This is a genomic window from Paraburkholderia sp. MM5477-R1 (genome assembly GCF_050436385.1).
GTDB classification, from domain to species: Bacteria; Pseudomonadota; Gammaproteobacteria; order Burkholderiales; family Burkholderiaceae; genus Paraburkholderia; species Paraburkholderia tuberum.
Genome location: NZ_JBNDMC010000006.1, coordinates 931466 through 955094 on the forward strand (window position 1 = coordinate 931466; position 23629 = coordinate 955094).

Consider the following 23629-nt stretch of genomic DNA (forward strand, 5'->3'; position numbering starts at 1 on the left):
ATAGCGTGGCGGCCTTCGTCTCACATAGTGCTCAAGATGTTGCGAGAAAGAGAAACGGTGCGTGTAGCGGGCGCGAGACTAGTTGCCATGCCACGAACCAAGGAAACGTTGCAACAGGCTACTGGGGGCAGTAACGATGAGTATCTCAGTCGGAACAGAGTCGGGCGCTGCCTCGGCGAGGAAATCATATCAATCTGACCGGCGATTGGCGCTCCGCCACGCGATCGCCTTTCCTCTGCGTCTGCCCTTCGGACCTTCATAACCCAGACATTCGTCAAACGTCTCAGCGGCCACCTCGCCGAAAACTGGCTATCTGACCGATCCTCATTCTTTACTTAGACATGCGAATCGAATCGCAGGTGTAGGTATTCGCTCGCGCTCAGGATTCGTGATTCGCTGAGACTGAGAGCGGTTCGCACCCGGTCCAACGCTGAAGCACCTCGTGCCGCAACGGGACGGTTTAAAAGACATAAATAGGCATCCTGAATAAATTGGGATGCATGCACACGCTCGCGTTTTGTGAATTTCGAATTTCAATTACCTCGTGAGGCAACGACATGAACAAAGCATATCGGACCATCTGGAACAAGGCGCTGGGCGCCTTCGTGGCCGCGTCGGAGCTGGACGCGTCGCGCGGCAAGGGAAAGTCGGGAGCGGCTGCTTCCATATGCGACGCACGCTGCGACGAGCAGGGTGCTGCGGCGTCGCATGGTTCGGGATCGCGTGTCGTCACCGTGCTGTTGCTAATGGGTTTCGGGGGATGGGCCGCGCAGGCGCAAGCGCAGGTGAGCTGTTCGGCGGCGCCCTACAACTTCTATAGTGGCAGCACCACGTGCGTGGGCTTTCAGTCCACAGCCTCTGGCGGCGGAACCACCGCGGTGGGTTATGGCGCCAGCAGCACGGGCATTAATGCCTTGTCCTTCGGCTTTCAGGCCATTGCCAACGGTGTCAACACCATTTACGTGGGCGCGCGCACCGCTGCCGGTACTGGAGCGACCGCACAGGCGGCGATTGGCATCGGTACGGATGTCACCGCCAGCGGAGCGTCGGCTATCGGGATTGGCCTTGACGCTGTCTCGAGCGGCAATCGGTCGACTGCTGTCGGCCCATTGGCTGAGGCGACGGGGACCAACGGCGTCGCAATGGGCGCCAGTTCGAGCGCTTACGCGTCGGGCGCGGTGGCGATCGGCGGCGGAGCCGTCGGCTCCCAGACCAACGGTATAGCCGTTGGCTCGGGAGCCAGCGCCACCGGTGCAAACGCCCTTTATCTGGGCGCGCGCACCGCGGCGGGCACCGGTTCGACCGGAACGGCCTCCATCGCCATCGGCACTGATGTCACCTCGACGGCCGATTATGCTGCGGCGATTGGCTTCCAGGCCGTGGCAAGCGGACCCGCAGCCGTCGGAGTGGGTTATATCGCCGCGGCCTCCGGGACGCATGCTGTCGCTGTCGGCTTCCAGTCCATCGCCAGCGGACTCAACGCCGTTTATCTCGGACCGCGTTCTGTCGCTGGCACGGGCGCGACGGCTGCGGGTGCGATTGGCGTCGGCACGGACGTGACTGCGTCCGGTCCCTCTTCACTCGCCGCCGGCACAGTGTCCAAAGCGACGGCACAGAATGCCGTGGCTTTGGGAGCGGGCGCCGCCGCCTCGGGGCTCAACGCTCTCGGAATGATGAACGGCTCGCAAGCCACTGGTGCTAATTCGATAGCGTTGGGGGCATCCGATACCGTCGCGGAAGGCGGCGCGTCTGCCCCGGCGACGGTGGCAGGCGCCGCGGCGTCGGGCATTCGCGCCATTGCGATCGGCTCCGGCGCGAGCTCGGCGGGTTCCTCGTCCATCGCAATAGGCGATTCGGCGCTGACGGGCGCCAGCACAGATGCCCTCGCCATGGGTACCTCCGCAACGGCAAACGCGGCTAATGCTTCCGCCATCGGCAATGCGGCAAGAGCGCTCGCCGCCTCCACGGTTGCGATCGGCGACGGCAGCACCGTCGCCGCGGCAGCCGGCGCGGGTTCGTTCGCCGGCGGCCATAACTCCCAGGTACTCGGCGGGACGGGCGCAGTAGCGCTCGGTCAGGCGCAGACCGCCAGCGGCAACGGCGCGGTCGCGATTGGCGATCCCAATACCGCGACTGGCAATGGTGCGGTCGCCGTGGGCGCGAACAACACCGCCACGGGCGATGGCGCGGTAGCGCAGGGCAACGGCAATACCGCCAATGGCCAGGGCGCGGTCGCACTAGGCAACGCGAGCAATGCGAACGGCGCGAGCGCGCTGGCATTCGGCGATTCGGCGGTGGCCAACCAGACCCATGCGATCGCGCTGGGTGCCGGCGCGTCCGCCAGCAACGCGAATGACGTCGCGCTGGGTGCGGGCAGCACAACCGCAGCGCCCCATACGGGCACTACGGCGCTATACGGCGGCACGGCGGCCGGCATCGCGAGCGCGGCCAATGGCGTGGTGTCGGTGGGCTCCGCTGGGAAGGAGCGGCAACTGCAGAACGTGGCAGCCGGCGTGATTTCGGCCGCCAGCACCGACGCCATCAACGGCTCGCAGCTGAATACGGTTGTCGCCGGTATCAATAATCTCGGCGCGTCGACAGCGGGCACCCTGGGCGGCGGCGCCAGCTATAGCGCGGCGACCGGCAATCTCACCGGCTTTAGCCAGCCGGTCAACACCGTTAGCACTACCGGGGCGGTAAGCGGACCCACCGCGCAGACGACGGTTGCCGGTGCCTTGACCGCGCTGAATACGAATATCGACAACACGGCCAACATTGCGGTCAAGTACGACGCGGCGGGCGGAACGAAGATCACGCTCGGTGCGACCGGCGGGGCGGGAGCCGGATCTCCGGTGACCATCACCAACATGGCGCCGGCTGCACTGAACGCGACAAGCACGGACGCGGTGAATGGATCCCAGCTGTTCGCCACCAACCAGCAGGTGGCGACCAATACCACAGCGATTGCCAACATCAACAATGGCGGCGGGATCAAATATTTCCATACCAATTCGGTATTGGCTGACAGTGTTCCTACCGGCACCGATGCGATCGCGGTGGGACCGGTCGCCAATGCGTACGGTAACGATTCAATCGCCCAAGGCCTGAATGCGGTGGCCGGCGTAAACGGCGCACCGACCACCGCTAACGACATAGCGTTGGGCAACGGTGCTCAAGCCACGGGTGGCGATTCGATCGCTCAGGGCACCGGTGCCATCGCGAACACGGCCGGCGCCATTGCGATCGGCCAGACGGCAACTGCCACCGGCGGCAAGGCGGTGTCGATCGGCGTGGGCAATACCGCGAGCGGTAACGGCGCGGTCGCTATCGGCGATCCGAACTCGGCGATCGGGACCGGCGCGATAACCATGGGCGCGAACAATACGTCCAACGGGCAGGGCGCGGTGGCGCTCGGCAATGCGAATGCAGCGACCGGCCAGGGCGCCGTCGCGCTGGGCAACGCATCGCAAGCGAACAATGCCGGTTCTGTCGCGTTCGGCGACGCCGCAACGGTGTCGGCCGCAGCGACGCAAGGCGTTGCGATCGGCTCCGGCGCCACGGTCACCAACGCCGGCGCGGTGGCCCTGGGTGCGGGAAGCACGACTGCCGCCGCGGTGGGGACGCCAGGCGCGACGATCAATGGGACCGCGTACACGTTTGCCGGCACCACGCCGGCGAGCGCGGTCAGCGTCGGCAAAGTGGGCGCCGAACGCACCGTGACGAATGTTGCCGCGGGCCGGTTGAGCTCGACCAGTACCGACGCCGTGAACGGCTCGCAGTTGTACGCGACCGATCAGGCCGTCGACGCGCTGTCCACGACGGTAACCGCCAACAAGACGCACTACTACAGCGTCAACGACGGCGGCTCACAGGGTGCCAACTACGCCGACGACGGCGCCACCGGTGTGAACGCGCTGGCTGCGGGTGTCGGCGCCCTGGCTTCGGGGGTAAGTAGTACGGCGCTGGGCAACGGTGCCCAGGCGCTGGCGAACAACGCACTGGCATTCGGACTGCAGGCGAGTGCCTCGATCGTCGGCGGCGTGGCGATCGGGTCGGGATCGGTTTCAGATCGCACGGTTCTGCCCGCGGCGGGATCGATCGCCAACGGCTCCCACGCGATTCCGTTCAATACGTCCGATGAGACCTTGCTGGGTGCGGTATCCGTCGGCAGTAGCACGGCCTACCGTCAGTTGACCAATGTGGCCGACGGCACGCAGGCACAAGACGCAGTCACCGTCAGGCAACTGGCGGGCGCATTGTCGTCGTTTTCGGTGACGGGCACGAACTATTTCCACGCGAATTCGACGGCGGCCGATTCGCTGGCCGTGGGCGCGGAGTCAATCGCGGTCGGACCGACGACCGTCGTCAACGGCGACAGCGGCGTCGGTGTCGGCAACGGGGCGGTGGTCGATGCAACGGCGCCGGGCGGTGTCGCGATCGGCCAGCAATCGCATTCGGCCGCGGCCGACGCAATGGCGCTTGGCAGCGGCGCGGTCGCGAGCGGCGCGCAATCGATTGCGCAGGGCGCCAACGCGAGTGCCGCGAACCAGGGCGGCGTGGCAGTCGGCTCCGGCGCGCAAAGCAGCGCAACCGACGCCGTAGCGCTTGGTGCCGGAGCCAGCTCGACGTTCGCCAATAGCGTGGCGCTGGGCAGCGGTTCAACAACAGCCGCGGCGGTGGCCACGCCGGGTGTCACCATCAACGGGACGGCCTACACCTACGCGGGTACGGCTCCGACCAGCACGGTCAGCGTGGGCAGCGCGGGTCACGAGCGCACGGTGACCAACGTGGCGGCCGGGCAGGTGAACGCAGCGAGCACCGACGCGGTGAACGGTTCGCAACTGTACGCAACCGATCAGGCAGTCAGCAGTCTGTCCGCGACGGTAACGGCCAACAAGACGCATTACTACAGCGTCAACGACAACGGTACACAGGGTGCCAACTACGCCGACGACGGCGCCACCGGTATCAATGCGGTGGCGGCCGGCGTAGCTGCCACGGCGGGCGGCGCCAACAGCACGGCGCTGGGGCAGGGCGCGGTCGCGAATAACGCCAATGCGGTCGCGCTCGGCAGCGGCTCGATCACGGCCGCGGCGGTGGCAACGACCGGCGCCACGATCAATGGCACGGCCTACACGTACGCCGGTACTGCTCCGACCAGCACGGTCAGCGTGGGTAGCGCGGGTCACGAGCGCACGGTGACCAACGTGGCGGCCGGGCAGGTGAACGCGACGAGTACCGATGCCGTGAACGGTTCGCAGCTTTATGCGACGGATCAGGCGGTCGACAACCTCGCCGGGGTAGTGACGGCCAGCAAGACGCACTACTACAGCGTCAACGACGGCGGCACGCAAGGCGGCAACTACAACAACGACGGCGCCACCGGCGTCAATGCGCTGGCGGCGGGCGGGGGGGCAACGGCCGCCGGCGTGAGCAGCTTTGCCGGCGGCAACGGCGCTGCCGCGCAGGCGGACAACGCGCTTGCGCTGGGTGCCCTGTCGAGCGCAACGGTGGCCGGCGGAGTCGCGATCGGCTCGGGATCCGTGTCCAATCGCGCGGTCCTGTCCGGGAGCGGTTCAATTGCGAATGGCACCCATGCGATTCCTTTCAACACGTCGGATCAGACCTTGCTTGGCGCAGTGTCTTTCGGCAGCGCGGCCGGCAACACCTATCGCCAGTTGACCAACGTCGCGGACGGCACGCAGGCACAGGATGCGGTCACCATCAGGCAGCTTGCGGGCGCGCTATCGTCGTTCGCCGTTACCGGACAGATGTACTTTCACGCGAATTCGACGGCGGCGGATTCGCTCGCGGTCGGCGCGCAGTCGATTGCGGTCGGACCGACGACAGTGGTCAACGGTGATAACGGCGTGGGCATCGGCAACGGCGCCATCGTCGATTCGACGGCACCGGGCGGCGTCGCGATCGGTGAAAGTTCGAATGCGGCACAGGCCGACGCGATTGCGCTCGGCAGCGGCGCCATCGCCAGTGGTGCCCAGTCGATCGCACAAGGGGCGAACGCAAAGGCTGCGAATGCAGGCGGCATTGCTATCGGTTCGGGGGCGCAAAGCAGCGCCATCGATGCGGTCGCGATGGGCTCAGGCGCGAGCGCGTCGATGGCAAACAGCGTTGCGCTAGGCGCGGGTTCGGTGACCACGGTTGGCGCGTTGAGCAACTACATCGCATACGGGTTGAGCAGTCCGCAGTCGTCCGCGGGTGAGGTCAATATCGGTAATCGGCAGATCACCGGCGTGGCAGCCGGCAAGGCCGGAACCGACGCGGTGAACGTCTCGCAACTGGACGCGGTGTCAACCCAGTTGACCACGCTGATCAACCAACGGACCACGAACAGCGGCGGCAGCTTCTCGTCCTCGCCCGGCACGCCGACGCCACCGGCGTCCACGGGATCGAATTCGTCGGCGGGCGGGCAAGGCGCATCGGCATCCGGGTCGAATAGCACGGCGGTCGGCAACAGTTCGCAAGCCAGCGCGACGGGCGCGACCGCCGTGGGGGTCGGCGCGGCCGCGAGCGGGAATAACTCGGTGGCGCTGGGGGCCGGTAGCACGGACGGAGGCCGCAGCAACGTGGTATCCGTCGGCTCGCTTGCCGACACGCGGCAGGTGGCGAATGTGGCTGCGGGAACCCAGGGGACGGACGCAGTCAACGTGGACCAGCTCAATGCCGGGCTCGCGCAGGCCAATGCCTATACCGATCAACGGGTGGATCAGCTGCAATCGGGCATCAACTCCGTCGCGCGCAATGCCTATTCCGGCATCGCCGCAGCGACCGCATTGACGATGATTCCAGAGGTCGACAAGGACAAGACCTTGTCATTTGGCATCGGCACGGCGGGCTTCCGTGGCTATCAGGCCGTGGCGTTGGGCGGAACCGCTCGTCTCACTGAGAACATCAAGATGAAAGCAGGCGTCGGCATGAGCCCCGGCGGCACCACCTTCGGGATGGGCGCGGCCATGCAATGGTAGGGCGCGGATGCCTTCGCTCAAGTGCGGACAACCTGACCGTGCGCCGAACCGGGCGTACAAAAAATCAGTACGGAGAACATAATGAATCAGCTTTCTGGATGGAGTTTATCTCTGAGCCTCGCGTTGCTCGCCGGATGTTCGAGTGCCTCGGGGCCTACGTTTAATGCTTATACGGTTACAGCCGCCGACGGTTCCACGCTTCATCAGGTGGAATGTCACGGGCTGTTCGAAGGACCGGCTACCTGCATGAAGGTAGCCGAGCGGATCTGCCACGGCGAACCGGTTCGCCCGGTGCAGAAAGTCGGGCGCCTGCTGCCGGACAATGACCAGACCGATGTCACGCGACGACTGACATTCGCGTGTGGTGACGCGCCGGATACCCCGGCTTCAACGGGCTCGCAGCCGGTCGCACCTGCGGCGCAAACGGTCGATGAGTTCGTGCTGCGAAGCGATGCCCTGTTTGCTTTCGGGCAGTCAAGCCGCGCTTCGATCTTACCGGGCGGAGCGGCCGCTCTTGACCAGGTCACTACGCGTATCAGGCAGAGTCGCGGCGTTCAGTCCATTTCGGTCGTAGGTCACACCGACCGTCTTGGGCCCGAAGCGGTCAACTACCCGTTGTCCCTCGCGCGCGCCCAGACAGTGAGGGAGTACATGATCGATCATGGACTGAACGGTGAGTTGATTCATGCAACCGGCGTGGGCTCCCGCGATTCGACAACGCAATGTCCGGACGGCGGCAGCAAGTCGCTCATCGCTTGCCTGCAACCGGACCGGCGGGTCTCCATCGAAGTTCGGGCGCAGTGAGATGGCCCAGCGCCGAACGGACTCGCAATGACCGAGCGAACGTCGGCGCTGCGGCGTGCACGCGTGGCCCCGCCAGGGTGCGCATGCGTCAAGCTTGCGCGCACGTCTCGCAGCAGTGTGCGCGACGTCGCAAGCCATCCTGCACATGCCCGTCACCATGGTCGTCCGTGACCCTTCGTTCCTGTGCATGCCGCAGCATCTAGCCTGCGACGATCTGATCGCAGCGTCGGAGGAAATCGAGCACTGGCTGAGTCTGCAACCGGAAGCGAACTGTCGGTCCGCAGGTTAGGCTCCAAGTATTTCGACGGTCAGCTTCAGGTCGGTGTTGTTGGAAAAGTCGCTGACCGTCTTTCTCGCGAGGGTGCAAGGGTCTTCTTACCCTTGACTGATGTTCTCGAGCGGTTTGTAGGCCGATCTGCGAGGTCGATTTTTTCGGTGGCAGATGGGAAACGCCGCGCAGCGACTTTTTCAACAGCATCGGACGGTACGACTCACTCGGATACTGTCGCAGCCGACCTTCGTTGGCCCTTGATTGCCAGCGGCAGCAAAGTAACCTTCAGCCGCCGCACGGCGCCCGAACGACGAACGTCCGCAATGCCCGACAAGCAACACTTCAACATTGCGATTTGAATGGCCGGTTCCTGAGTGGACCCGACGCCTGAATGTCTGAGCGACGGCGCGAGCGAATGACGCTTCAGGGCCGACAGTACTCATCCACAGAAGCCGCCCGAAAGCGGCCGTCGACGATTTTCAACGGTCGCTCTACAGGACCTTCATTGAACTGGTGCTCTCGGCCACAACTTGCCGTTCAGCGAGCCGGGAAATCTGCCGTTGGAGCGGCCGCATTACTCCGGAACCTGACGGACGAGCTACCCGCACAATTCGGCCATTGCGGCCGTTGGAGTGTCGGCCGCTGTGAGGCAGTTCATAGGCGCATTGCCGCCGTTCGCTCCGTCGTTAATGCGAATGTCAGATATCGTTGGAGTGAACGAGTACTTGCGACCCCATTGCTGACAGTCGAGCGGTCAGAGGTGCAACGGCGGGTATCGGAGTTGAGCCGTCGCTCGATACTGCAGCTCACGGACGTCAAATAGAGCGAGACCTGCTGCCAGCAGCCAGGTCTCAGTCTGGATTCCGCACACCGGCACGCGAAGGCCTAACCCTTTGCGACGGGTGCAGGAGGTACGGGCAGGATGATCTCAGAAGCAACCTTCCAGTCCTTCCCGACCTTTATCCAGTTGATGATCATCAGAAACGGCTTGGGAGTTCCGTCCTGCCCTGCATACGAGACCGTGATGTTCACCGGCGCGTAGGATTGCGCTACGTCCGGCGTCAAGCCGACGACCTTGAGCTTTGAGTAATCCGGTCGGAGGACGACCGGGCCGGAGGTGCCGATGTCGTGCAGCTTCCGATCGATTGCCTCGTTGCCCCAGAAGCCTGCCCAGTTCCCCTCGGAGGGAATTGCGCTTTTGGCAACGAGAAGGGCCGAGGGGGATTGCCAGAACATCTCGTGCAGAGCCTTGAAATCGTGCCGGTTGGCTAATTCCATGAGCTCGCCGAACTCTGATTTGATCGTGTTCAAGGCCTGAGCGTCCAGCGGCTCCTTGTAAGCGGCAGGAGCAGCCGCGAGAGATCCGGCGGAGACGGTCAAGGTGGTGGCAGCGGCCAATAACGTCCTGTGCATGGTCAGCATTCCTTTGGGGATTCCATAGCTTCGTTGTGGTGCGGAGCAATCCTACGCGGCCTTCCTGGCGGAGTTCGCCGCGCCCCAGAGCGAGCCCGGATTAGCGTGGTCGGGGTAGAGTGCGAGCATCGCGTCGTAGAGTTGGACGACCACCTCGGGACACAAGGCCCAGCATATTCGATCGGCTGATCGGAAATCTTTAAATTCGCTACGTCCGTTTTCTGGCGTGCGCTTAACTCCTCCCGCTGGGGATGCGGATTTCGCGTCATTGCGCTCGTATGTGCGCGGCGTCGAGCCATGCCCGTCACCCCTTCAACTCAAAGATACTGTCAATCTCAACCGGGATGCCCATCGGCAACGAATGCACTCCCAGCGCGCTTCGAGCCGGCAGATTGTCTTGCCCAAACAGGGTCAGCAACAGATCACTGGCGCCATTGGCCACTTGCGGATGCTGGGTGAACGACTGTGCTGTACGCACGTAAACTGTTAGCCGGCTGCATCGCCGGACGTTGTCGAGTCCGCAGGCCTGTTCGACACAGGCCAAGATCATGAGCATCGTTAGGCGCGCCGCGTCTTGAGCCTTTTCCAGAGAAATATCGCGGGCGACCATTCCGACGATTGGCTTGCCATCCTCGAAAGGGCCGAGCCCCGATACATACAGTTGATTCCCCGAAACGGAAACCGTTCGATAGGACCCAAGTGGGTTGATGGGCGATGGCAATTTTAGGCCCGCTTGCGCGAGGCGTTCGGATACGTTCATGTTCGGGCTCAACGTAACGTGAAAAGGAAATGGACTTGGCCTGATGAAATTAGCGCGATGCAGTGAGCTCAACCGTCCGATACACCGAACGACGTTCGTCGGTTGAGGCTCGATACGCTCGCGGATGCTTGTCCTGGTTACGATGCATTGACGCAATCGATCAGTTCGGTCAACGCATCACGTATCAAGAAGCGTGCGAGTCCCGTTGTTCAGGCCCTGATATGTACGCACTACGGGAAAGTCAATCTCCGTGTTTGCAACGACGTTGGCGTAGTTCGTCAAGACGCTCAGTGCGATGTGCACGACAATCTCGACGATCTGCGCATCAGTGTAGCCGGCCTCCTTGAGGACGCGCAGATCTTCGTCGGATACGCGGCCACGTTCGTGCGCGACCTTCGCGGCGAACTGCACGGCAGGGGCAGCCTTTGGTTCATTCGAGCCGCCATTTCGATTGGCGGACATTTCCGCATCGTCAAGCTTCGCCACGTTCTTTCCTAAATAGCTGTGCGCCGACATGCAATAGTCGCAGCCGTTGATTTCGGCGACGGCGAGAGCTATACGTTCGCCGGTTTGTGCTGGAAGTGCGCCTTTTGCCAAGGCTCCGGCCAGACCGAGGTACCCCTCTAGCGCCGCGGGGCTGTTGGCTATCAGACGAAACAGATTCGGTACAACACCCAGTTTCTTGTTGACGGCCTCCAGGAAGGGCTGAGAAGCAGCTGGTGCATCTGCGATCGTGGCGGGTATCTGAAGACGGGACATATCGGTTCTGCCTTTTGAAAACACGAGAAATTGTCGAAGACAACGGACGCGTATGCTTCTATTGGAAAGAGCATCCCGGCACAGACCATCGAAGAGCGGCCTGCAGGACGATGCGCGGAAGCCCGGATACCGCAGCCCTCTGCACAGAGCAACACACTCGAAGGCAAAGCGCGGGATGACGAAGCCTCCCGCCTTCGCTTCCCCGGACCGACCGTAAGCCGCCTATTTCGCAGCGGCCTCGATCGCCTTTGCCAGACCGTCGGGATCGATGAGGAACGGCGTATGACCGGTCGGCAGGGAGTACTCGGCTCTCACGGGGGTGGCGGCAACCATCTCGGCCTGGAACGAGGGGCTGATGACCTGGTCCATGGCTGTGTGGATATAGACCTTGTCGACCTGACCAAAGTTGGGGGAAGTCACGTGTACAGGCGTAGCCAGCGGGCCGACGGGTTCATCCAGGATCAGATCCGCGATTGCCTCGCGTAGTTTGTCAGGACCTCCATTGGCAAACAGATCGGCACGTGCCGGATATTCGATGGAGGCAATGCCCTTTTCCTTATCGATCTGCAGGTGCGGGCCGATCTTGGCGTCGGCATCCTTACTGGCCATTGAAACGAGCGAGTCGCCGTCTTGCGGCAGGTAGGCAGCAACAAAGACCAAAGTCTTGATCTTCTTCGGTGCCGTTTCCGCGGCGTCGGCGATGACGATGCCGCCGAAGCTGTGACCGACCACGACGGCCGGGCGATGGGACTTGTTCAGCGCTGCGACCACGGTGTCGCGATAGAGGTCAAGGCTGACTTTGTCCGGTGTGGCTGGCGCGCCCGGACGCCCTGGCAGATCAACAGCCACCACCTTAAAGCCGTCGGTTTGAAGCCTGGATGTGACATAACCCCAGACCTGGGCGTCTTCGAAAGCGCCGTGGACCAGAACGATGGGGGGCTTTTCCGCAGCCATCGCACCGGTACCAAAGGCGAATGCTGACATGGCGAGAACAGCGAGGATGAGTTTCATCTACATTGCTTCCTTGAAGAGACATCGGTGCCGATGTCGTGAATTGAAACCTGCATTTGAAAGATCCGTGGGCATGCCTCGATCTCTCGATTCCGTTTAGGAATCCAGAACTCTATTATGTTGGGGCGGAACTGAACGGCACCAGATCGACGAATTGCCCGAGATCAGCCGACGTTACTTATGCATCGCGGCATGCCCGGTCTTCATGCCGCCTATACGACGGTGAAGCTAGCGGCTCCGCTCCAGCTTCCGATCCAGACGCATGACGGAAGCGTGGGTGCTGCAACGAGAAGTGTTATCGCAAACCGTCTGAGCTGCCTGAGCATGAGAGATCCGAACCATAGTGCGTGAGAGCCTTTCCTCCTATTCAGATACCGGAGGACCTTGGCTATCCACTCTAAAGAATGTATTCGAGACTGACCATATCTCGGCGTCTGATTTGCATGATCCATCGTACGATCGACGCACTCGGACAAGCGAGCAGATCGGCGCCGCCTGGGGACCGACGCGATGCCATTGAAAGGAAACCGCCGCAATGACAGTTTCAACTGACGAATCAAGCCAACGGTGTAAAGAGGACTCTCAAAGGAGTTCCGCACTTCGCGCGACAAAGGCCCCGGTCTGTGCGATTCGATGCGCGTCACGCGGTGGATAGCCAAACTCCTCCTTGAAGGCGCGACTGAAGGCAGCCTCCGAACCATAGCCGGCACCGTGGGCCACTTCGGTCACCTTCAGGGTCCCTCCGCTTAGCAAGTCTGCTGCGATTGTCAATCTCCAGCGTGTCAGGTAACGCAACGGTGGAAGTCCCACCACCGCCGTGAAGCGATCCGAGAACGTCGATCGCGACATCATCGCCGTCTCGGCGAGGGCCGAGACCGTCCATGCACGGTCAGGTTCCAGATGCATTGCGTTCAACGCACGGCCTACGCGTTCGTCGCTAAGTCCGGACAGCCAGCCGAGCCGATCGCCTTGCTGGCTGACCCACATCCGCAAGGTGCGGATAACGAGTAGATCAATAAGCCGCGAGATCATCAGCGATGACCCTGGGCCGGCGCTACGCGATTCCACGTCAAGGAAATGCGAGATAGAGGCCAGCCAAGGGGGCTCGCTGACTTTGTCGCATGTCAGATGAATCAGACCGGGAAGCCCGGTGAGCAAAGAGCGTAACGGCGCCCCGTCAAAATAGAATGATCCTGCGAGAAAGGATCCTGCCATGCCGTCATCAGCCGCCCATTTGAACGTCTGAGCATCTCTGCTGGGGGTAAAGTCCACCGCCGCCTCGAAGCGTTGATGTGCTTTCCGGCCCGGCTTGCTTCGAATCGTATGTCCGTCCGCATGTGGCAAAAGAACGAAGTCGCCTGACCGCAGCGTCACGGAGGGGCCATTGCGTTGAGACACCGACAGTTCGCCGGCACGCAGATGCAAAAACGTTGCCGGCCCTGGCGGAAAAATCACTTCGGTGGAACTGCCCAGCTCGCCGTGGAAAACATGATCTCCGCGAAGGCGAATCAGCCTGAGTACCTGTGACAAGACATCGGCGTGCTCGGACGGCATGGGCTACTCCTCTGGGGCATATTCACAGGGCTGCGCCCATCAACGATGTATGCGAGGTCAAGAGACTGACGGTTGCCTCAGGGCCACCATCGTACCGTGCCGCTTCTGGTATGCGGACATATCTTCGGCGGAACGAACGCCACGCGGGGCGGGTTGTCCGATCTCAGCTTGTCTTCAGCCATTCGAGCTTTTCTCACAAATGGCCGCTGCTGGCCGACAGTACTCATCCACAGAAGCCGCCCGAAAGCGGCCGTCGACGATTTTCAACGGTCGCTCTACAGGACCTTCATTGAACTGGTGCTCTCGGCCATTTTGCGACGTTCGACTCAGACGTCAGAATCGACGACAATCTCATTCTCACGTCTCATCAGACAGGCATTTGCTCTTCCCACAGGTTCTTGCGCGCTCCGGTGCGACAAGGCCGGCGCGGGCCACGACTTCGCGACATAGATGGCGGGCGCATCAGTTACCTAGGTCGACGACTACCTGCGTCCTACCTATGACGTCAATCCTCGTCAAACAGATCCGGAAACATAAATCGTTCCTCACCATAGTAGGTAACTACCGGTCGCGCTAGGTACCACGAAAGAATCTGCTTCCCACGTTCCAGTTCATCGTCCTGGCTCCACCAAATCACGTGTTGAAGAGGGTCAGCACCGTAGTCGATGGGTCGTTTAGCGGCGGCAGAAAGCTCGAAGGTGAAGGCGCCGGCTGCTGACTCGCCCGTGATTTTTAGTTCGAACCCAGCGTGAAACCTCATGCAACGAGCCGCCTGTTTTGCCTCTATGGCTAGGTTTTCAGCGCGCGGATCAGCTACTGATCGATAATAGACACCTGCCAGAGGGTGTGTGAGGTGAGGATTGTCGGGGTCGATCCGCCCATGCGCGTAAAGAGTTGCGAATGCTGCAGTAATTTTGTAACGGGACGATTGCGCTTCACCGATAGGCTCTGTGAATTTGCGGTCGATGTACGACGCGAGTATCTCGAATGTCTCCACGTCTTGCGTCGGCGCCCGTCCCGGTGGCATGGAGAAAGTGTGAAATGGCCGGCGAACTTCCCATACCGAAAGATACACAGTCTCGCCCACTTCTGCGCGCACCTCTCCAAGCGCAGCCTGCACATTGTCACAACAGTAAAGCATCGACACGCCGGGGGCGTTGCAGCGCTGAAATTTGGTGATGAATTTCGCTGGTGGTGCGAATAGGTCCGCAACGTATCTCGGCCGGCGCGGCGGATTACGGCGCGCCCTAAAGTACCCTATGCTTCCAGGCGGGGCCATTGTGATTGTTCCCGCGCCTCTCAGCATCCCGTTAACTTCTTTGAGCACATGCTGGAAGTCCACTGTCGCTAAATCCATCGCGTCGAGCCGAGCAATTGCAGAATCGAGGCTTGCGCGGGATAGACTAAATTTGGGGCTGGGCGCGCGCGACATAATATGATCGACATCCTCGATGACGATGTCATCGACGTCGTTACCTCCAATAATTCGGTTTGCTTCGTCTGCAAGCACCCAGCCGAGTTCTCGCTTATTTGCGACGTGATTGATGACCTGCTTGAGAGTACTTCGACGGATTCTGGCGGCTTGAAACGGCCCATGATCGGCTAGGGGCCCGAAAAACAGCAACCCGACCCACTCGTCATCGTTAATCGCATAATTCCAGAGGAAACTGGTCAGGTGCATATTGGCCTCGCGAAGGTCAGGGAAGCTTACATTACCGGACGTACAGAAAAGGCCGTGGAGGCACCGCGGTGCTCCCAAAGATTTGGGCACCGACAGTCGCGCGATGCAGTCTTGGCGTGGTCTCAGCGAGTTTTTGACGCGGCGTCTTACGCGACACGCGTTCGGCGCATCAGACAGGGACCGGCCACAACCAGTCACTCGCCAATGACCGCTTGAGGGGCAAGCGACGCGCGGGCAACGTAAGCGTGCGGCGAAGGGTGGGACCAGCGAGGACGCGATGACAGAAGAGACAGCTTGGGAAAAGGCAGCTTCGGCAGACGGAACGACGCCGTCAGAGCGGGCGCTCGCCAGCCTCGCGCGCAAAGCGTTCCTGACCCTATGGAGCTATCCGGACGTCTTCACGGACGAGGGACGGGTCAATGGCAAAGGGGATGGCAAGGAGCTCTGCGACCTGTTGGTTGTTTTCGGAAACGACGTGCTGCTGTTCTCAGACAAAGATTGCGCCTACCGGAGCAACGTGGATGTGGCGGTCGCCTGGCCCCGGTGGTACCGAAGCGCAATCGACAAGTCGGCCAAGCAACTCGCGGGAGCCGAGAAATTCATCAAGGCATTCCCGAAGCGAATCTTCTTGGACAAGGCCTGTCAGTCACCGCTGCCCATCGAGCTCCCCGACGCCAGCGTAGCGCGCTACTACCTCATCGCTGTGACACGAGGGTCGCACTTCCCCGCGCGACAGTTCTTCGGTGGCGGAAGTTCAGGGAGCGTCATGCTGCTCAACGAGCTGGTGGGCAAGGCCGCTCACGCACAAACGCCCTTCCACATCGGCTTCCCCTTGGAGAGCCGCCGCTTTGTCCACGTCCTTGACGAGATGACGGTTGACCTGCTGCTCGAGGAGCTCGACACGGTGCCCGACTTGGTTGGATACCTGGAGAAGAAAGAAGAGTTCATGCAGCAGCCGGGTGTCATCGTCTCCGTACCGGGCGAGGAGGAGCTACTCGCTCGATATATGTCCACGATGCGCGACGAGGAGCATGTGTTCCCCAAGACACCGAATGGCGTCAACTTCGTCGCTCTTCCCGAGGGCGACTGGGGAGTGTATCGAGCAAGTCCCCAATGGAAGGCCAAGCAAAAGGCGAACGAAATCAGCTACATGTGGGATGCGCTCATCGAACACCAGAGCGGGTTCATCCGCTCGGGCAAAGCCATCACCGTGCCCTGGCAGCCGACCATGGACGGCGTTAATCACGAGCGCATCGTTCGAGCCCTCGCCGCCCAACCGCGTCTCGCCCGGCGCAGCCTGTCTACGGACCTTCAGGTTGCGATGCACCGCAGCGACCCGGGCCGCATGTTCGCCCGCATCAAGATGACCGGCCGTCCACCCGACCAAGCCTTTGTTTTCCTCACCATCCCGAGGACAGAAGGCGAGGACTACGACACGACTTACCGGCACCGGCGGATGCACACCCTCATGGTCTACTGCCACGCCGTCAAACACGGAATGCCAACGCTGGAGGAGGCCATCGGGGTGGCCAGTGAGCCGTTCTCAGAGGGAACGGCGTCCCAAGATTTCATGCACGTCGACCTGTCTGAGATGTCGGACGAGGAACTCAAGGGATGGCGTAAGCAAGCGGACGAACTCGACATTCTGCGACCGAAGACCGAAATGAAGCTGTTTCGGCACACCGAGCCCGAATTTGCTGGCCCGTTCCGGTTCGTCGAATCCCCACCAAGCTACCTTGGCGAGGGAGGCATGCCAATGAACAGGGCCGCGCGGCGCCAAGCGGATAAAGAAGCGCGGCGAGAACGGAAAAAGCCACGCTAGGCAGGGCTTCGAGAGGGGTGTGGCTGGTTAGCCGCGGCGAGCGCCAAGTTGGCGGGCAAGTAGTGCGCGCGATGTCAGTTCAGCTAAAACAACAAGCGCATTCTTCGCTTCATCGACTCATCGACCGACGCTGAGCTTCCACCTCGCAAATGTCGGCTATGCGGCGAGCAATTCAGCGCCCTGGATGTCGCCTCAGGGTCGTCCACGGTCCTGCGTTGTCGCCGGTAACGCTTGTCGGTGTAGAGAACAACAATTGGGAGGACCAAGGGCAGCGCAACGCCAAGACCTTGATGCAGATCCTCGGTGGCGACGCGGTCCTGCCTTGAGCGCGAGAAGGCAGCAGGCGGCCAGTTTCCGACACTCGCTTGCGAACGCACACGGACGCTCGAACGGCCGCTCAGTGTCGGCCAACCGACCTTCGACGTCTCGATTTCTTCTGCATCCAATCTACCTTCGAAGCATCAAAGCCCACCGTTCTCGGCGCTCACGCCAACCGCGTCGCGCAGCAATCCAGACCCGACGCTGCGCGACGGTCCAGTCGGTCGTTACTGGTTTTGCGGGAACAAGGCGCGACGGGCACCCTCGTTCATCTCGGTGCTGAGGGTCATGCGTTGCTTCAGTGCGATGACCCGCGCCGCCGCCGGACGTGCAGAGATCTCATCGACCAGGCGCTGCACGTGCGGATAGTCGGTCAATCCACGCTCGCCAAAGATGTAGCCTGCCGAACAGGCCCAGCCCCACAGCGCGATATCGGCAATCGAGTATGTGCTGCCGGCCAGGTAAGGCACTTTCGCCAGACGCTGATCGAACACGCGGTAGTGCCGCTCGACCTCCTTGAAGTAGCGATTGCGGGCATAAGGCAGCGGTTCCGGCGCGTAGTGCAGAAAGTGCACGGCCTGGCCGCTGAACGGCGACAGCCCCGTCGCGACGAGCTGCAGCCAGGACAGTGCGGCCGCACGCCCGGCCGGATCCGTCGGCATGAATGCACCGTGCTTTTCTGCCAGATGCAGCAGAATCGCGTGCGAATCGAACACCGTGATGCCGTCATCGACCAGGGCCGGCACCTTGCCGTTCGGATTGATCTCAAGAAATTCCGGCTGATGCTGCTCGCCGCGGAAAATATCGACGACCTCGATATCGAACGGCAGCTGCAGCTCCTCGAGCATCAGGGCGACCTTGCTGCCGTTCGGCGTGGGATGAAAATAAAGTGTCGGCATAGTGTTTCCTTTGGATCGAATTATTCAGAATTGCTGCAAAACGAATTGATCGATCTGCGGCGAGCCCGGCTTGAACAGCGTGTCGATTCGCGAATTGAGCACGTACGTCTTGCCGTTTTCCGTCACGGCCGCAGTCGGCATCGAGCGCTCGCTCTTCTGTACACGCTCAATGGTGGCGGTTCGCCAGCCGTCGGTGGAGACGAGTTCGACCGTGCGATCGATGCCCTCGTTCTGCACCACGACCAGGTGCTGCGAATCCACCAGATCGAATCCGTCCGCGCCTTTCAGTGCTTCGGGCAACGTGATCTGCTCGATCCTCGACGGTTCATGAATATCGATCTTGAATAGCGCGCCAGAGTTGTAGTTGCCGATGATCAGATAGCGGTCCGGGTGCATTGCGATCCCGTTCAGGTTGAAGCCCTCGCCGGTGTGAAAACGCGGATCCCGGGCCCATGCCGACATCTGCCCACGCGTGTCGATGCGGTAGACGATCGGTGCAAAGCTGTCGGTCACATAGACGTTGCCATCGGCGTCGACCGCCAGATCGTTGGCCAGATGCGCACCCGGATTGATCGACGACAGATCGTAGTAGGCGCGTGGCTCACCGGTAGTCGCGTCGTAAGTCGCGATGGCCGCAAGTTTGCCCTTCGTGGCCGCATTGGTGTGCTCGCCGACACCCGGGTCCGAGTTGGTGACCCAAAGCGTGTTGCGGCGATCATCGACGAACAGACCCAGCGTCGAGATCAGACGGTCGTCATGGATGAATTCCGAGTAGTGACCATCGGGCGTGATCTTGCCCACGGTACCGTGCCGCACCGAGCCCACCATGAAAACATGTTGACGGGCCGACCAGGTGATGCTCTCCGGAAAGGCCTGCGGGGCCGTGAACGTGATGTCTGCCGCGCTGGAGAGATTCGGTGCGAGCAAGGCAGCCGCGAGCGTCATGCCACTGATAAGTTGTGCTGGACGCTTGCGATGTTTTGGCGTTGTCATAGAGGTTCTCCTGTTTTCGGCACCAGGCCGACGATGTGACGGGAGGGATTGTGCCTTTGCTGTATTCCCTAAACAATTAGCGCCAATGCAACCTACGTTTGCAATAAACGCAAAATGCGAGGCGGCAATGCTCAAGGATCTGGAGGTATTTGTTGCGGTCGTCGAAGCCGGCAATTTCTCGCTGGCCGCGCGCGCGCTCGATGTGGCGGTGTCGTCGATCACGCGCCGGATCGACGGGCTGGAAGAGGAACTAGGCTGCGCGCTGTTCCTGCGTGGCAACCGCAAGCTGGTCTTGACCGATGACGGGCAGCACTTTCTCGGTACTGCGCGCAACGTACTAGGGGAACTGACGGAGGCACGCGATGAGCTATCGAGTCGGGATCAGGAGCCGCGCGGCCTGTTGACGATCACCGCGCCGGCATCGTTTGGCAGGCGCCATATCGCACCGGCGGTGCATACCTTTCTCGAGAAATTTCCGCGGATGCAGGTCGACCTGCATCTGAGCGATCGGTTGACGGATCTTTCGGTCGAACGCATCGATCTGGCGATTCGGATCGGACGCGATCTGAGTGGCGATCTGATTGCGACGCGTCTTGCGCCGGTGCGACGACTGGTATGCGCCGCACCTTCGTATCTGGCGCGGGCGGGCCAGCCGGAAACGCGAGAGCAGTTGTTGGAACATGAATGCCTGACGGTCTCGTCGAAGCCGACTCCGCCGGGCTGGTGGACCTTCCCGGGGCTCAACCGGGGCGCACCGTTGCAGGTCAACGGGCGATTTCAATGCGATGATACCGAGACCTTGGTCGACGCGGCGGTTGCGGGCTTGGGCATCGTTCATTTGGCGAGCTGGCTGGTAGGCGATTGTCTGCGTGATGGCAGACTCGTGTCGCTCTTTCCCGAGAATGACGGCAGCCCGGGAAAGGGGGCATCGGCGATTCATGCGGTGCGCCTGCCCGGACGCTCCAACGTGACCCGCGCGCGTCTGTTCGTTGAGCACGTGCGTGAGCACATCGGCGATCCGCCGTATTGGGATCGGATGCAGCCGACCACGGGTTCGTCAGGCCGACGCCGCGCGAAGCGGAACGACGCGAAGAGTTAGGCGGGTTCGCTTGCCCTGAGAAGTTCGATCGCCCATTCGACGAATACGCGCACCTTGGAGGCGAGATGCCGATTGGCCGGATAGGCAACATGCACAGCGATGTCATCGCCGCGCCAATCGGGAAAGAGGCGCACGAGTTCACCAGAGCGAAGGTGCGGGGTGACGAGGAACGCATAGGTGGTGAGTACGCCGAGCCCTGCAAGTCCAGCCGCTAGCGCGGCGCACGAGTCGTTGACGCTTAACCGATGATTGCCGTGGATTTCGAAGAGCTGTTCGTCCCGATGGAGCTGGAAGACGAAGTCTCGCCCCGAGCGCGGCGAATTCATGCGGACGATCGTATGGCCTTGCATGAGGTCCGCGGGCTCGCGGGGTAGCCCGTGGCGCTGAATGTAGGCAGGCGACGCGCACGTCACGAGCGGCAGCGTACCGGCCGAGCGCGCGATCAGCGAGTCGCTGAGTAATGGCCCGAGACGCAGAACACAGTCAAGGTTTTCGGCGATGAGATCAACCGACCGGTTACCGACGCTCAGCTCGACCTGGACATCGGGATAGCGCGCAAAGAAGTCCGGCATGGCCGGGACGACCAATTGGTACGCCAACGAGCCGGGCAGTTCCACCCTGATTTTCCCCTTCGGCGAACGGATTGCGCTCAGGACGCTGCCATCCAGCGAGCCAACCTCGTCAAGCACGCGAATCGAGCCCTCATAATAGATCTGGCCTTCCTGCGTCAGCGTGAGTTGACGACTTGTACGGTGCAGTAGCCTCACCCCCAGTTCTTTTTCGAGTTCCTGTATGAGGCGGGTGACGGACGATTTGGGCACATTCATGAGGTCTGCAGCACGCGTAAAAGTGCCCGAGTCGACGACACGAACGAAGGTCTGCATCGCGGCCAGCTTATCCATGCATCAGTCCTGTCAGATTGGGATGCATGCGGGTCGCGGGTCGATACAGATATTTGCGTCGTGCGAGGATGCATGCGATGTGCTGCGGCATTCTCGCACGGCGCCGGCGCTGAAAGCGTGTCGTAGAGTCGGTCGCCGGTAGGCTTGCGCCGCCATCAAGCCTCGCTCAGGAAGCTGACCAATGCCTGATATGCGTGCCCCCTGTTCTTTTCGAGCATGAGCATGTGGGTTGCTTCGCCCAGTTCGAGCCAACGCTTGTCCGGCGACCCGCTCAGTTGCGTGAAGTAATCCTGCGCAAGCGCGAGCGGCACGTCGACATCCCATTCTCCATGAATCAGCAGGACCGGCACTTCGATCTGGCCCGGGTCATAAAACGCCTTACCTGCTCCCCAGTACTCGCGAATGTCCTGAATCGGCCCGTTCGCGACACGGATCGACTGGTTCTTGCGCAACGCCTCGTCGGGCTCGGTGCGAACCGTATTGTCGAGCCATGCTTCGAAGCCGCCGTCCGGTATCAGTGTGTTGCGCTTCCACTCGGGGGCGGCATTGACCCAGCGCTCGCGCGCATCAACCGCGCGCACCACCCGGTAACCACCCAGCGGGCCACCTGCGTCAAGTGGGATTGGCTTGTCGCTGACCCACTGTGGTGCAACGAGCCCGAGCCTGCGAACCTTGTGACCGTTGCGGGCCGTGAAGGCACCAGTCACGCTGCCGCCCCAGGACATTCCGATCACATTGATACGCGCGATTCCTGAAGTGCGCAGCACGAAGTTCACGGCGCTCGTGAAGTCGCGCACGCCGGATTCGGTCCGCCCCAGCGGCTCGCTCTGCGCAGCGGCGACACTCATTTGCGGTGGTCGTGTCGACTCACCATAGCCGCGCACATCCACGGCGTAAACATCGAAGCCAGCGCGAGCGAGGTAGTCCATAAACGAATAACCGCCGATCGGCGTGTCGTAAAGGCTGCCGGATCCGTAGGTGGCGCCGTGCATCAACATCACGGTGCGTGCTTCGCCAAAGTCGGTGCGGCCTGCCGGCCGCTTGTTGCGGATGTGAAGCTCGATCTCGGGCGTATCGCTCGGGATCATGAAGTCGCGGGATTCAATCGGTGCTTGCGTTGCCATGATGTTTGCTCTCTTGGTGGAGAGGTTTAGCGGGGCAGCCAGGCGAAACCGCCGGCCTGCCTTTCGACGACGCCCACGGACGTTCCAGGGAAATGACTGCTGAAGAACAGCGAGTGCCGGTCTGCGGCGTGGTTCAGCGCCCAGAGCCGCGAGCGCTCGGCATCGTCGGGAAACTCGCAGAAAGTCGAGTTCCACTCGGGCTTGGCTATCTGAATCGGGTGATGCATGACGTCGCCTGAAAACAGCGCATGCTGCCCTTCAGAAGTGAAGCCGAACGACAGATGGTCGAAGCTGTGGCCTTTGGTTTGATAGAACGTGAACCCCTCCAGGCCTTCGAGCGTGGGCTGGCTTTGTGCGTCGATCAACAGGGCCTGGCCCGCATCGATAATCGGCTGCACGCTGTCCTCGAATACGCCGACGCTCGGTGTCTGCACGTGCACTTCGTCGGCATAGAAACGGTACTCGGCACCCGAGAACACGTAGGTCGCATTGGCAAATGTCGGGCGCCACGCGTCACCTTTGCGCACCGTGTTCCAGCCGACGTGATCGACGTGCAGATGCGTGATCAGCACGAAGTCGACGTCGGCCGGCTGAACGCCGGCTGCGGCAAGGCGCTGGAGGTACGGCGTATCGAGTTGATTGAACACGGGGTTCAGTGGTCGATGCTTGCCGTTGCCGGCACCCGTGTCGATCAGGACGGTTTTGCCCTCCGTCTGCACGATCCAGCTATGCACGCTCAACGCGAGCGTTTCACCGTCTTGCGAGACGTTCTCGCGGCCGATCCATGGCGGCGGATCGTTGGCAAGGATCGTGCGATCCCGGTCGGGAAACAGGTAGGCCGAAGGAATCTCAGGAAGAGCGAGCTCGGCGACCCGTGTCACGGTCGCACTGCCGATCCGATATCGATGAATGGTGTCCACTTTGATTGCTCGTCCTTTTGGAAGAGGCCGCGACGATGTGTCGAGGCGTGGACGTATAGTCGTGCTTCCCGCCGTCTAGAAGAAGCCGGGCTGGGCGAAAGCATGGTTGCGGAAAAACGAACGTTGTGACGCCTAGACTGGATGGCCGCTTAGGGTGCAACGGCGCAGGCTGATGGACTGCAGTGACAGCTTTTCCGGCTTTCCGGGTATGGCGGCCCGGATTGTCATGAATGACGCGGACCCGCCGCCGCTGTTTTTTTGTAGGTGTTAGGTGGCGCGTTGTCGACGTGTAGCGGTCATTCAAATTAGAGCGACC

General features: G+C 61.7%; 15 protein-coding genes. 4 read left to right on the forward strand and 11 right to left on the reverse strand.

From position 1 onward, the window contains the following. Positions 1-557: 557 nt before the first annotated feature. Positions 558-6983, forward strand: coding sequence for an ESPR-type extended signal peptide-containing protein (locus OKW35_RS22655; RefSeq protein WP_429553186.1), 6426 nt, complete (start codon positions 558-560; stop codon positions 6981-6983). A gap of 81 nt (positions 6984-7064) precedes the next feature. Beyond that, positions 7065-7787 carry an OmpA family protein gene (locus OKW35_RS22660; RefSeq protein ID WP_429402672.1) on the forward strand — a complete coding sequence of 241 codons (723 nt, stop codon included), beginning with the start codon at positions 7065-7067 and terminating at the stop codon, positions 7785-7787. Between the two features lie 1156 nt (positions 7788-8943). Here the strand turns inward: OKW35_RS22660 and OKW35_RS22665 are convergent. The 6 genes from OKW35_RS22665 to OKW35_RS22690 form a co-directional block, all read right to left on the reverse strand. Continuing rightward, positions 8944-9480: a hypothetical protein gene (locus OKW35_RS22665; RefSeq protein WP_260321228.1), complete on the reverse strand. Its 537-nt coding sequence runs from the start codon at positions 9478-9480 to the stop codon at positions 8944-8946. A 295-nt stretch (positions 9481-9775) separates the two neighbouring features. Next, positions 9776-10231, reverse strand: coding sequence for a RidA family protein (locus OKW35_RS22670; RefSeq protein ID WP_026225479.1), 456 nt, complete (start codon positions 10229-10231; stop codon positions 9776-9778). A gap of 177 nt (positions 10232-10408) precedes the next feature. After that, positions 10409-10990: a carboxymuconolactone decarboxylase family protein gene (locus OKW35_RS22675; RefSeq protein WP_184061717.1), complete on the reverse strand. Its 582-nt coding sequence runs from the start codon at positions 10988-10990 to the stop codon at positions 10409-10411. Positions 10991-11212: 222 nt separating this feature from the next. After that, positions 11213-12001, reverse strand: a complete 789-nt coding sequence (locus OKW35_RS22680; RefSeq protein WP_429552154.1) for an alpha/beta fold hydrolase — start codon at positions 11999-12001, stop codon at positions 11213-11215. 582 nt (positions 12002-12583) lie between these two features. Further along, positions 12584-13555, reverse strand: coding sequence for an AraC family transcriptional regulator (locus tag OKW35_RS22685; RefSeq protein WP_184061716.1), 972 nt, complete (start codon positions 13553-13555; stop codon positions 12584-12586). 505 nt (positions 13556-14060) lie between these two features. Next, complete coding sequence (locus OKW35_RS22690; RefSeq protein WP_429553187.1) at positions 14061-15236, reverse strand: RES family NAD+ phosphorylase; 1176 nt, start codon at positions 15234-15236, stop codon at positions 14061-14063. 277 nt (positions 15237-15513) lie between these two features. Between OKW35_RS22690 and OKW35_RS22695 the strand changes: the two genes are divergently transcribed. Then, complete coding sequence (locus tag OKW35_RS22695; RefSeq protein ID WP_429553188.1) at positions 15514-17058, forward strand: hypothetical protein; 1545 nt, start codon at positions 15514-15516, stop codon at positions 17056-17058. Positions 17059-17603: 545 nt separating this feature from the next. Here OKW35_RS22695 and OKW35_RS22700 read toward each other — a convergent pair. Together OKW35_RS22700 and OKW35_RS22705 are read right to left on the reverse strand one after the other, a co-directional pair. Further along, positions 17604-18275: a glutathione S-transferase family protein gene (locus OKW35_RS22700; protein WP_429402685.1), complete on the reverse strand. Its 672-nt coding sequence runs from the start codon at positions 18273-18275 to the stop codon at positions 17604-17606. 24 nt (positions 18276-18299) lie between these two features. Next, complete coding sequence (locus OKW35_RS22705) at positions 18300-19268, reverse strand: SMP-30/gluconolactonase/LRE family protein (protein ID WP_429553189.1); 969 nt, start codon at positions 19266-19268, stop codon at positions 18300-18302. Between OKW35_RS22705 and OKW35_RS22710 the strand changes: the two genes are divergently transcribed. Then, positions 19219-20367 (forward strand): LysR substrate-binding domain-containing protein, encoded by a 1149-nt coding sequence (locus OKW35_RS22710; protein WP_429553190.1) that lies wholly within the window; start codon positions 19219-19221, stop codon positions 20365-20367. The genes OKW35_RS22705 and OKW35_RS22710 overlap by 50 nt on opposite strands. Here the strand turns inward: OKW35_RS22710 and OKW35_RS22715 are convergent. From OKW35_RS22715 to OKW35_RS22725, 3 genes are all read right to left on the reverse strand, one after another. Further along, positions 20364-21269 (reverse strand): LysR family transcriptional regulator, encoded by a 906-nt coding sequence (locus tag OKW35_RS22715; protein WP_429553191.1) that lies wholly within the window; start codon positions 21267-21269, stop codon positions 20364-20366. The two genes, OKW35_RS22710 and OKW35_RS22715, sit on opposite strands and share 4 nt — an antisense overlap. Before the next feature lie 155 nt (positions 21270-21424). Next, entirely contained in the window at positions 21425-22393 is a 969-nt protein-coding gene (locus OKW35_RS22720; RefSeq protein ID WP_429553192.1) for an alpha/beta hydrolase, read from the reverse strand. Between the two features lie 26 nt (positions 22394-22419). Further along, positions 22420-23313, reverse strand: coding sequence for an MBL fold metallo-hydrolase (locus tag OKW35_RS22725; RefSeq protein ID WP_429553193.1), 894 nt, complete (start codon positions 23311-23313; stop codon positions 22420-22422). Positions 23314-23629: the final 316 nt, after the last annotated feature.